Origin of the sequence: Nocardia africana NBRC 100379, assembly GCF_001612635.1 — a bacterium.
Classification (GTDB): domain Bacteria; phylum Actinomycetota; class Actinomycetes; order Mycobacteriales; family Mycobacteriaceae; genus Nocardia; species Nocardia africana.
This window is the reverse complement of the sequence record NZ_BDAV01000019.1, coordinates 41,725-53,589: the sequence shown is the minus strand read 5'-3', so window position 1 is coordinate 53,589 and position 11,865 is coordinate 41,725. Positions and strand designations below refer to the sequence as shown.

9 protein-coding genes are annotated in these 11,865 nt (G+C 65.7%); all 9 read right to left on the bottom strand.

What is annotated here, in order from left to right; genetic code table 11:
- Positions 1–2,478, bottom strand: a 2,478-nt coding sequence (gene rpoB / locus NA3_RS30140) for a DNA-directed RNA polymerase subunit beta (RefSeq protein WP_062967429.1), incomplete at its 3' end; no start/stop codon positions are given.
- A gap of 508 nt (positions 2,479–2,986) precedes the next feature.
- Positions 2,987–3,748 (bottom strand): hypothetical protein, encoded by a 762-nt coding sequence (locus NA3_RS30135; protein WP_062967409.1) that lies wholly within the window; start codon positions 3,746–3,748, stop codon positions 2,987–2,989.
- Positions 3,749–3,761: 13 nt separating this feature from the next.
- Positions 3,762–4,568 carry a hypothetical protein gene (locus NA3_RS30130; RefSeq protein WP_062967407.1) on the bottom strand — a complete coding sequence of 269 codons (807 nt, stop codon included), beginning with the start codon at positions 4,566–4,568 and terminating at the stop codon, positions 3,762–3,764.
- Positions 4,569–4,618: 50 nt separating this feature from the next.
- Complete coding sequence (locus NA3_RS30125; protein ID WP_062967405.1) at positions 4,619–5,860, bottom strand: MCE family protein; 1,242 nt, start codon at positions 5,858–5,860, stop codon at positions 4,619–4,621.
- Complete coding sequence (locus tag NA3_RS30120) at positions 5,857–7,095, bottom strand: MCE family protein (RefSeq protein WP_084491994.1); 1,239 nt, start codon at positions 7,093–7,095, stop codon at positions 5,857–5,859. The genes NA3_RS30125 and NA3_RS30120 overlap by 4 nt, the downstream gene beginning before the upstream one ends.
- A complete protein-coding gene (locus tag NA3_RS30115) occupies positions 7,092–8,378 on the bottom strand; it encodes an MCE family protein (RefSeq protein WP_084491993.1) in 1,287 nt (428 codons plus the stop codon). The genes NA3_RS30120 and NA3_RS30115 overlap by 4 nt, the downstream gene beginning before the upstream one ends.
- Positions 8,378–9,388: an MCE family protein gene (locus tag NA3_RS30110; RefSeq protein ID WP_062967403.1), complete on the bottom strand. Its 1,011-nt coding sequence runs from the start codon at positions 9,386–9,388 to the stop codon at positions 8,378–8,380. The genes NA3_RS30115 and NA3_RS30110 overlap by 1 nt, the downstream gene beginning before the upstream one ends.
- A complete protein-coding gene (locus tag NA3_RS30105; RefSeq protein WP_174561121.1) occupies positions 9,388–10,467 on the bottom strand; it encodes an MCE family protein in 1,080 nt (359 codons plus the stop codon). Before NA3_RS30105 ends, NA3_RS30110 begins: the two co-directional genes overlap by 1 nt.
- On the bottom strand, positions 10,464–11,819 hold the full coding sequence (locus NA3_RS30100) for an MCE family protein (RefSeq protein ID WP_062967401.1): 1,356 nt from the start codon (positions 11,817–11,819) through the stop codon (positions 10,464–10,466). Before NA3_RS30100 ends, NA3_RS30105 begins: the two co-directional genes overlap by 4 nt.
- Between the last annotated feature and the right edge of the window lie 46 nt (positions 11,820–11,865).

The following is an 11,865-nucleotide window of genomic DNA, read 5'->3' as shown; positions in this document are numbered from 1 at the left end:
ATGAGGCACCTTCAACGACGTGTCGCGAACCTCGCGGGCCTTCTCACCGAAGATCGCCCGCAGCAACCGCTCCTCCGGAGTCAGCTCGGTCTCACCCTTCGGGGTCACCTTGCCGACCAGGATGTCACCGTCACGCACCTCGGCACCGATACGCACGATGCCACGCTCGTCCAGATCAGCCAGCACCTCGTCGGACACGTTCGGGATATCGCGGGTGATCTCCTCGGCACCCAGCTTGGTGTCCCGCGCGTCGATCTCGTGCTCCTCGATGTGGATCGAGGTCAGCACGTCCTCCTCCACGAGACGCTGCGACAGGATGATCGCGTCCTCGTAGTTGTGACCCTCCCACGGCATGATCGCCACCAGCAGGTTCTTACCCAACGCCATCTCACCGTTCTCGGTGCACGGGCCGTCGGCCAGAACCTGGCCGTGCTCGACCCGCTGACCCTCGTCCACGATCGGACGCTGGTTGGCGCAGGTGCCCTGATTGGAGCGGGCGAACTTCCGCATCCGGTAGCTCTTACGAGTGCCGTCGTCGTGCATCACGGTGATGTAGTCGGCCGAAACCTCTTCCACCACACCCGGCTTCTCGTTGACGACGACGTCGCCGGCGTCCACCGCGGCACGCAGCTCCATACCGGTGCCGACCAGCGGCGACTCGGAACGGATCAGCGGCACGGCCTGACGCTGCATGTTCGCACCCATCAGGGCGCGGTTGGCGTCGTCGTGCTCGAGGAACGGAATCATGGCGGTCGCCACCGACACCATCTGGCGCGGCGAGACATCCATGTAGTCGACCTCGGCCGGGGAGACGTATTCCATCTCCTCGTTACCGCGGCGAGCGAGCACGCGCTCCTCGAGGAAGTTGCCGTCGGCGTCGACGGGCGAGTTCGCCTGGGCCCGGACGTGCCGGTCCTCCTCGTCGGCGGTCAGGTACTTGACCTCGTCGGTGACCCGGCCGTTCTCCACCTTGCGGTAGGGGGTCTCGATGAAGCCGAACGGGTTGACCCGCGCGTACACCGACAGCGAGCCGATCAGGCCGATGTTCGGGCCTTCCGGGGTCTCGATCGGGCACATGCGGCCGTAGTGCGAGGGGTGCACGTCGCGGACTTCGAGGCCGGCGCGCTCACGGGACAGACCACCCGGGCCCAGCGCCGACAGACGGCGCTTGTGGGTCAGGCCCGACAGCGGGTTGTTCTGGTCCATGAACTGCGACAGCTGCGAGGTGCCGAAGAACTCCCGGATCGCCGCCGTGATCGGGCGGATGTTGATCAGGGTCTGCGGGGTGATGGCCTCGACGTCCTGGGTGGTCATGCGCTCACGCACGACGCGCTCCATGCGCGAGAGGCCCACGCGCAGCTGGTTCTGGATCAGCTCGCCGACGGTGCGCAGGCGGCGGTTGCCGAAGTGGTCGATGTCGTCGACCTCGACCGGAACCTCGACGCCGCCGGGGACGGTCATCAGCTTGTCGCCCTGGTGCAGGCGCACCAGGTACTCGATGGTGGCGACGATGTCCTCGCGGGTCAGCGTCGAGCCGACCACGGGCTCACCGTTGTTGACGCCCAGCTTCTTGTTGACCTTGTAGCGGCCGACGCGGGCCAGGTCGTAGCGCTTCTCCTTGAAGAACAGGTTCTCCAGCAGGGTCTGCGCGGACTCCTTGGTCGGCGGCTCGCCCGGACGCAGCTTGCGGTAGATGTCGAGCAGCGCCTCGTCCTGGCCGGCGGTGTTGTCCTTCTCCAGGGTCGACAGCATGATCTCGGAGAAACCGAAACGCTCGGTGATCTCCTCGGTGGTCATGCCCAGCGCCTTCAGCAGCACGGTGACCGGCTGGCGACGCTTGCGATCGATACGCACACCGACGGTGTCGCGCTTGTCGACGTCGAATTCCAGCCACGCACCACGCGACGGGATGACGCGCACGCTGTGCAGCGTCTTCTCGGTCCCCTTGTCGATGGACTCGTCGAAATACACACCCGGCGAACGCACGAGCTGCGAGACGACCACGCGCTCGGTGCCGTTGATGATGAACGTGCCCTTGTCGGTCATCATCGGGAAATCACCCATGAAGACCGTCTGCGACTTGATCTCACCGGTGTTGTTGTTGATGAACTCCGCGGTCACGAACAGCGGTGCCGCGTAGGTCATGTCCTTGTCCTTGCACTCCTCGATCGAGGCCTTCACCTCTTCGAAGCGCGGATCGGAGAAGGACAGGGACATCGAACCGGAGAAGTCCTCGATCGGCGAGAGCTCCTCGAGCACCTCCTCCAGCCCACCGACCGGGCTGGCGTCGCCCCGGGCGATGGCCCGCTCACGCCAATCGGGGGCACCGACCAGCCACGCGAACGATTCGGTTTGTAGATCGAGAAGGTCCGGAACCTCCAAGGGCTCACGAATCTTCGCGAAAGACACCCGCTTCGGGGCTCCGGGAATACCGGCCTTGGTCTGGGTGGAGACTGCCAAGATGCGTCCTTCCAGCACCTCACGCGCGTCGCCCGGTGCCTGTACGTACAAGACACCAAGCGACCGTCGCTTGTCTGCTACGAGTTCTGCTGGTTACAACCCGGACAAAACCCGAACAGCAAACAACGGAAGTAACACCTCAACGGTGGAACTTTCGTGATGCGATCAAGGAATGGACAGGAGGCAGCCAGCGCAAAGTCCAAACCTACACCCACGAAGAAGGGGTGTCAAAGTACCATCCGAACCGAGTTCCGGATGTTCGGCGCGCCGGACCCGCTTCCGCTGGCTGCGTTCGAGTCTCCGGCGGCGCTTCGACCTGGGTACTCGACCCTGTCACAGCTGCCGCTGTTGTGAATAGCGTGACGGTTCGGACGTAAGTCGTCAAGTGGCGAGACCACCCGGACAACGACGAGTTCCCCTGCGGCGCTGGCGAATCGCACCGTCACACGGACGAATATCCGCCGCTGAGCTGGGAAGATTCCGCAGGTGACGGGCTCGAACATACTTCCGAACCCGTCTGGGCCACTCAACGGTCGGCGATCTCGCTCGCCAGCCAGTGACCGTCCACCTTCTGCATGTGCAACACGATCGGACCCGACGCGCTCTCCTGCGGAGCACCGTTCTTGGTCGCGCTCACGGTCAGATTCACGAGCAGTTCCGCCCGATCATCAGTGAGCAAAGTCACACCAATCGGGTCGGGGGTCGCCTGTGCGGTCGACTGCGCCTGCTGAATCGCGGACACCGTCGTGTCGGCGAACTTGTCGAAATCGCCGCGCATCTTGCCGGTGACGACCTTGTGCACGGCGTCCTTGTAGCCGCCGACGGTCTTCACGTCGTAGGAATAGACCGTTTTGAGCGCGTTGTCGGCCGCCGCGGTCACCTCCTGGGTGGCCTTGGTGTCGACGAAGGCCTTGTTGCCGTTGTCCACCCCGGGCTCGAATGCCGCGACGACGGCGAACGCAGTCAGCAGCAGGCTCGCCACGATCAGTCCCGCGGCCAGACCCCAGGTGGACAGCGCGGGACGCGGCAGCCGACCGGGGCGCGGCACCTTCCGGGGCCGGCGCGACGCCACCGGCTGCGCCGGACGCGTCGCCGCGGCACCGGCACGCACGGTCTTGGTGCGGGATTTGGCGCTCGCGGACTTACCGGCGGGCTTGGCGGACTTCCCGGCCGATGCGGCGCGATCGGCGGCGCCGCGACGCCGGATCGTGCGATCGGCGGATTCGGACGAGCGGTCGCCGGGCTTGAGCCGGGGGGAAACCTTGTTGATCGGCGGACGGGATGCCATCGGTGTACCTCTCCTACGATCCCGGCTGGGGGGCGGGCGCCTCGGACGGATTCGCGGGCGCCGGCGCCGGCGCGGCGTTTCCGTTCGCCGGCGGCTGTGCCGCCCCGGCGGGACCGGGGGTATCCAGCGACACCAGCTGGCCGAGCGAGTTGGCCTGCTCGGCCTTCCAGGTGTCGCCGTCCTTCTTCATATCCAGCGTCCAGGTGGCCCGGAAGGACTGCACCGGAACGTTGGGCGCGGTCTGCGTGAGTTTCAGCACGACGATCGCCGAGGCCTTGTCGCGCTCACTGTCCAGCGAGCTCAGCGCGGCGCCCAGCACCGTGCTGTCGATCTTGGTCTTCGACTTCTCGGCGGCATCCTTGATGCGGTCGTGATTCTCGTTGAGCTGGGTCAGCATGTCGCCGGTCATCGAGGACCGCATCGTGGTGATCGAGCCCTCGACATCGCTGGGATTCATCGAGGTGAGGTTGATCGCCGCCTGACGCGCAGCATCCAGCGCGGTGTCGCGCGCATCGGCGCGCGGACCGTCGGTGAACCACATCGCGCGCACCCATCCGGCGCCGAACCAGGCCGCCAAGACCAGGGCCGCCACCAGCCACACCGCCGCGACGGAGGTCACGACCGTGCGCAGTGCCGACGAACCCGCGCGGCCGGCCGGCTGCTCACCGGCGGACCGGCGCACCGTCTCGTCGGCCGTATCGCCGACCGGTGCGCCGAGTCGCGCGGTCTCCTCCGGCGACGAATCAGCTACCGCCTTTTCGGCATCGTCCGGCGGCTCCGCCGCAGGTTGCGAGGAGGGGTTGGGCAGATCAGAACTCACAGCGACACCCTAGCGTCGTCGGTTTTCCGGACGTGCCTCCCGTACCCGCCTCACCGCTTCGGGGTCACTCCGATGAGAGTGGCCAGCTGGATGGCGACGGGGCTCAGGTTGAGCTTGTCCGGATCGGTCTTGGGTTTGGAATCCCACGGCTGCGGGACATTCGGATCGGCGTACTGCGCACGCGCGCCGCCGCGGACGTCGGTCGGACTTCCGAACGGCACCGTGCATTTCGCGTCCGTGTTGAACGGGAAATCGTCACGGGTGTCGTCGAAATTGGGATTCTGCGCCTTCATCTGGTCGAGAATGCGCTGAGTTCCCTCGTACCCGACGGTACAGGCCGGCGGATTGTTGGTTTCCAGCACCAGGCCGAAGTGGGTCGTCCCGTCGCCGGGCGCGGTCGCCGAACCACCGACCGACAGCAGCGGCAGCATCTGCAGCAGCGGCTTCAGCGTGTAGGTCTGCGGCGACACCGCCTGCAGCAGCAGCCGCAGATTCGACAGATCCGTGGTCAGCGGCTGCGCGCTCTGATCGAGCAGTTTGCCGATCTGCTCGCCGGAGTCGGTGCCGGTGCCGATCAGCCGCCGGATATCGGGATCGTTGGCCCGCAGCTGCACCGCGAGCCGATCCAGGCCGTCGCTGAAGGTCCGGATCGCCGGAGACTGATCGGCCTGGGTGCCGAGCACGGTCTGGGCGTCCCGGATCAGCTGCACGGTCTGCGGCAGCGCCTCGACGCCGGTCCGGGAGAACTTGTTCAGCGAATCGACGAGGATGCGCAGGTTGTCGCCCTGTCCGTCGAAGGCCTTACCGAGCTCGGTGACGGTCGTGCTCAACGCCGTCAGATCCGTCGTGCTCGAGAAGTGGTTGACGCTGGCGAGCAGATCCTCGACCGGAATCGGCGTCTCGGCGCCGTCGATGACCGAACCGTCGCGCAGGTAGGGGCCCTTCGACGAATCGGGCACCAGATCCAGGTACTGCTCACCGATCGCCGAGCGATTGGCGATCACGGCCTTGGCGCTCGCGGGGACCTTCGGCTTCCCGGAATCCAGCTCCAGATAGACCATCACGCCGTCGGGGGTGATATCCAGCGAGTCCACGCGTCCGACCGGCACACCGCGATAGGTGACCTCGGCGCCCTTGGACAGGTTGGCGGTGGTCTTCGCCTTCACCTTCACCTGGTACTGGCCGAAGCCGAGCATGTGGTCGAGGTGGATGTACTTGGCGCCGACGAACACCACGCCGAGCACGGCGATCACCGCGAATGCGACCAGCTGGTAGCGCACCAATCTACTCATCGCGGCTTCACTCCCAACTGATCGAGAATCGACCCGATCGGGTCACCCGGCTTGGCCGGGGCCGGAGCCACCACGGTCGGCGGCAGCGGCACCAGCGAGACCGTCGGCCAGCCCGGCCGCGGGCCGTTGCCGTTGTAATACGGATTGGTCGGATCCACCGGCACCGGCGGCCCGTACTTCGGCGGGATGTACACCGGATCCGGTTTGCCCACACCGAGATTCGACATCAGAGTGCCGATCTGCGTGTCCACCGACAGCCAGGTGTTCACCGAACCACCGAAGGTCGATTTGATCGCCTCGTCCGGGAACGGATAGGTCGGCACGAGCGGGAACGCGGTCACCAGATCCGGCGCCGAGCGGCCCAGCTCCTGCAGCGTCGGCCGCAGTGCCTGCAGATCCCGGATCAGGTTGTCCTTGGACCTGTCCAGCACGTCGACGCCGGCCTGGCCGACCCGGTCGAGCTGCTTCAGCAAACCGATCAGCTGCGGCCGCTGCTCATCGAGAATCTTGATACCGGCCGGCAGTTCGTCGAGGATCTTGCCGATCTGGTCGGACTGCTGCCCCACCCGGCTGGACAAGGTGCCCAGGCTGTCGAGCGCGTGCTGAATATCGGCGACCTGCTGGTTGAGGCCGTCGATGAGAGTGTCGGCCTGATCCAGCAGCGACCGCACCCGGTTCTCCCGGCCGGCCAGCGCCTTGTTCAGTTCCACCACGATGGGCTGCAGCTGCGCCACGCCACCGCCGTTGAGCAGCAGCGACAGCGCGCCGAGGACCTGTTCGATCTCGACCGCGTGCCGGGTCCGGTCGACGGGGATGACCGCGCCGTCCTTCAACCGGTCGGGCGAGGCCTCGTCCTTCGGCGCCGACAGCTCGACGAACTTCTCACCGAGCAGATTGGACTGCCGCACCTCGGCGTGCGCGTTGGCGGGCAACTTCACCGAGGAGTTGACCACCGTGCGCACATTCGCGGTCCAGCCGTCGGGGGCGACGTCGATGGACTCCACCCGGCCGACCGGCACGCCCTCGACCTTGACGGCCGACTGCGGCACCAGATCCAGCACGTCGTCGAAGCGCACATCGATACGCATCGGGTGGTCACCCACGTCGGCGCCACCGGGCAGCGGCACGCTGTAGATGCCGTTCGACGAACACGAACCCACCAGCACCGCGGTCACGCCGACCACCGCGACGGCACCCAGTCCGCGGGCCGTCCTGCGGAATCCGAAGGGCGTCATCGCTGGCCACCTTCCTGCTGCGACGGCGGCTGCCGGTCCGACGGGGTGCCCGGAACACTGCCCGGAGCCGGGGTCTTCTGGATGTTCTCACCGCTGAGGATGCCGAACGGCAACACCAGCGACGGCGTCTGCACACCGTCCTTGATCTGGTCGGTGATCACCTTGCACTGATCCAGAATCGGGCGCATCTGCCGGCTGATCGCATCGAATTTCGGGTCGCCCGGCCGCAATTGGCCGAGGTCGAGCATCTTGCAGACGGCACCGAACGGGTTCTGCAGATCGGTGAAGTTGGCGCGCATGTCGAGCGTGCCGGATTCACCGTTGTGGATGTTGATCAGGTTGCTCAGCGCCAGCGGCAGCACCGGCAGCGCATTCGCCACATCCTGGCGCTGGTCGGCCAGCGTCTGAGTCAGTTTGGTCAGCGCGTCGGCGTTCTCGGCCACCAGGTCCCGGTTGTTGTCGATGAACCGGGCGACGTCGCCGAGCGCGATCGACAGCAGATTCAGTGCCTGCCCGAGGTTTTCCCGCTCACCGGAGAGGAATCCGGCCAGATCCGCCAGCTGCGTGTTGAATTCGCGCACCTGCTGGTCGTTGACCGCCAGGGTGTGCACGAAGATCTGCAGATTCTTGATCGTGTCGAAGATGTCACCGCGCGCGTCCGACAGATACCGGGCGGCGTGCGAGAGCTGGGTCAGGCTGTTGGACAGCGCGTCCCCGTTCCCGGACAGATTCGCCGCACCGGTGCGGACCAGCTCGTTCACCGCGCCGTCCTTGTTGGCGCCGTTGGGCCCCAGCGCATCCGACAGTTCCTGGATGCTCTTGTACAGCCGGTCGACCTCGACCGGGGTCGCCGTGCGGTCGCGCGGGATGGTGGCGTTGCGCGGCATCTTCGGCCCGCCCTTGTAGACGGGCGTGAGCTGGATGTAGCGGTCCGACACCACCGACGGCGTGATCTGAGCGGCCTTGGCGTCGGCCGGAATGTCGTATTTCCGGTCGACGTGCATGGTGACCTTCACCTGATCACCCTGCGGCGTCACCGAATCGACCTTGCCCACCGGGACACCGAGGATGCGCACCTCCGAACCCTGGTAGATGCCGATCGACTTGTCGAAGTAGGCGGTGATCTTGGTGGTGTTGTAGGTGTTGAACAGCCACCACAGCACACCGGCGACGACCACCACGGCGACCGTGCCGAGGGCGAGGGCGATCTTGGTACCGCGGCCGGATTCGCGGATCGCGGTCAGCGGATCCCGGCGCGATCCCTTACCGAGAGCAGCCTGCATCAGTTGCCTCCCAGGGTGCGGATCGGCGGGCGGTTACCCGGAATCTCCGGCAGCGCCGGCGGGATCAGGTTGACGATCACCGCGTCGAACCAGCGCCCGTTGCCCAGCACGTTGGCGTACAGGCCGTAGAACGGTGCCGCCAGCTTCAGCGTCTTGGAGATGTTCTGCTGATTGTCGTTGAGCATGTCGATGGACTTCTTCAGATTGGTCAGCGCCGGACCGATCTGCTGCTCGTTGTCGTGCACCAGCGCACTCAGTTCGGCGGCAACGGTTTTCGCGCCGTTGAGCAGTTGCGAAATGGCCTGCTGACGGACGTTCAACTCGGCCAGCAGCTGACCGCCGTTGGCCAGCAACCGCTCGAACTGCTCGTTGCGGTCGGCGAGCACCTTGGTGGTCTTGTTGGTCGCGTTGAAAAGATGCTTGAGCTCTTCGTCGCGCTTGGCCAGCGTCTCCGACAACCGGGCGACGCCGTCGATCGAGCCGCGGATCTCCGGCGGGGTGCCGGAGAACGCGTCCGAGAGCACCCGGAAGCTGGTCGCCAGCTGCGCGGTGTCGGTCTTCTCGATGCTCGAGGCGGCATCACTGAAGGCTTCGACCACGTCGTACGGAGAAACCGTGCGCGACAACGGGATTCGCTTGCCCGGATCGGCCGGGTGAGAACCCTTGGGATCCAGCGCCAGATACTTCTGCCCGAGCAGGGTCTTGATCTGGATGGACGCGGTGGTGGCATCGCCGATCCACGCGTCCTTGGTCCGGAAGTCGACCAGCACGCGATCGCCGTCGAGGCGCACATCGGACACATCGCCGACCTTCACGCCCGCGACGCGCACCTCGTTGCCCTTCTTCAGACCCGCGGCCTCGGAGAATTCCGCGGTGTAGCTGGTGCTCGCGCCGATGATCGGCAGCTTGTCCAAGAAGAACGCCGACAACGCGACCAGCAGCACCATGAACAGGCCGAGCCCGCCCATGAACGCCGGGCTGCGCCGGCCGAAGAGAACCCGGTCTTCCATCAGCGGCCACCCTTCCCGTGACAGCGCGGCGCCGGGTTGGTGTAGACCGGCTGATTCACCGTCGGCATCTGGGCCGGCAGGTTCAATTGCGGCGCATCCTGTACCCCGGGACCGGCGACGATATCGATACCGCAGAGGTAGAACTGGAACCACGAGCCGTAGCTGGCCGCGCGACCCAATTTCTCCATCTTGATCGGCAGATTCGTCAGTGCCTCGTTCACCTCGCCGGAACGATCGTTCAAGGTGCCGGTCAGCTGGTTCAGTCCGGCGATCGAACCCTGCAGGGTCGGCCGGGTGGGAACCAGCAGATCAGCGGTCGCCGAGGCGAGATTGCCCAGCGACTGCACCGCCGAGCCGATTGTGCCGCGTTCGGCATTGAGCCCGCTGACCAGCGCCTCGGTATTGACGATCAGATCGTTGAGCTGTCCGTCGCGGGAGTTGACCGCATCCAGCACCCGATTGAGGTTTTTGACGATCTCGCCGATCACCGCATCCTTGTCGGCGATCTTGTTCGTCAGGCTCGCGGTGTTGCGGACCAGATCGGTGATCGTGCCCGATTCACCCTGGAAGACCTGGATGATCTCGTAGGACAGCTTGTTCACGTCCTCGGCCGACAGCGTCTGGAACAGCGGCCGGAAGCCGTTGAACAGGGTGGTGAGGTTCAGCGCGGGCTTGGTCCGCTCCAGCGGAATCGTGGCGCCCTCGGTGATCTTGCGACCCTGCTGTCCGGCGCCCTGCTCCAGCGCGATGTACCGCTGGCCCACCAGGTTGCGGTAGCGGATGGTCGCGGTGGTGGAGGCCGGCAGCCAATCCCGGTCGGTGAGCTGGAAATGCACCTCGGCCATGTTGCGGTCGACGACCGACACCTTGGTCACCTTGCCGACCCGCACACCGGCGATGCGCACCTCGTCGCCCTTGTTCAGCGACGTCACATCGCTGAACCGCGCCTTGAACTCGGTGCCGCCGCCGGAATAGTTGGCGATGGTGAGCGCCAGGAACGCGGTCGCGAGCACTGTCACGAGCACGAAGATGCCCAGTTTGGTCAGGGGCCCGCCCAGACCACGCAACTTTGCCTTCATCGCACACTCACCTCACTTCCACGCATCGCGGGGGCGCCGATCCGGCTCACCCAGCTGGGCACCTGATCGGGCGAAACCCCGTTCGCCGCACCGTAGATCGCACCCAGCGTGTGCTGTTCGGCGGGCGAACCCATACTCGTGGCGCTCTGCGCGCCGTAGACCGAGAACTGCGCCGGGGGCAGCTGACCGATGTTCTGCTCGCCCGGATTGCGCGTCGGCGGCTGGTAGGAGCCGTCGTTGGCCGATCCGGTCGGATACTGACCGGGGTCCACGCCCAGCGGATATTCGGGGAAACACGCCGGCGGCCGGTTCGTGTCCAGCCAGCGCGGCTCGTCCTGGTTCGGCAGATAACGACCACGCGGGTTGGTGATCTCGATCGTCACCCGCGAGCCCGGGGTGTCGGTGCCCTTGCCGAAGAGGTGGTCGATGCGCGGCTTGAGCTGCGCGAAGTTCTTCATCGTGCAGGCGTACTCCGGCGAATACGTCGCCAGCAGTTCCAGCGCGCCCCGGGAGTCGGCCGCGATGTCGATGATGTTGTCGTGGTTGACCGTCAGGAAATCGGCGGTCTTCGACGACGTCGGGGTCAGCACCGAATACAGCGTGTCCAACTGCGAACGCTTCTGCACGATGGTGGCGTTCAGCGTGCGCAGATTGTCGAAGGCGTCGACCAGCTGGGGCAACGCGTCCGAATAGGTGTCGGCGACCGTCGCGAAGGTACGGATATCGTCCTGCAGCTGCGGCATCACGCCGTTGACGTCGCGGAAGATGTCGTCCAGCCGATCGATGGTGTGGCCCAGTTCCTCACCCTGGCCACCCAGCGCCTGTGACAGCGCGCCCAACGTCGAGGCCAGGTACTGCGGCGGAATCGCCTGCAGCAGCGGCATGATCGAATCCAGCAGCTGGCTCACCTCGACGGCGTTGCCGCTGGCGTCCTGATACAGCGTCATTCCCGCCTGCAGATGCTTCGGGCTGGGCTGCTCGGGCCAGACCAGATCGACATAGCGCTCACCGAACAGGGTTTTCGGCAGCAGCCGGGCCGTCACATTGGACGGAATCTTCGAGGCCTTGTCCGGATCGATCGCCAGGTGCAGCCTCACCTTGCCGTTCGCGGATTCACTGGAACGCACCTCGCCGACATTGACCCCGCGAACTTTCACGTCCGCGTTGCGGGTCAACGCATTTCCAACGGTATCGGTGATCAGATCCACCTTGACGACCTTCACCCACACTTTGTTGTAGGACGCGATCGTCGTACCGAGAAACAGCGCCATCACTACGAAGAACACGATGCCCAGCGTGCGGACGCGGAGTTTCTCGGTAGAGCGCCAGAATTGCACACTGCGCGCGCTCATACTCCCACCTTTCGGGACGCCATCACCCTCGACCCGCCGGTCGCGC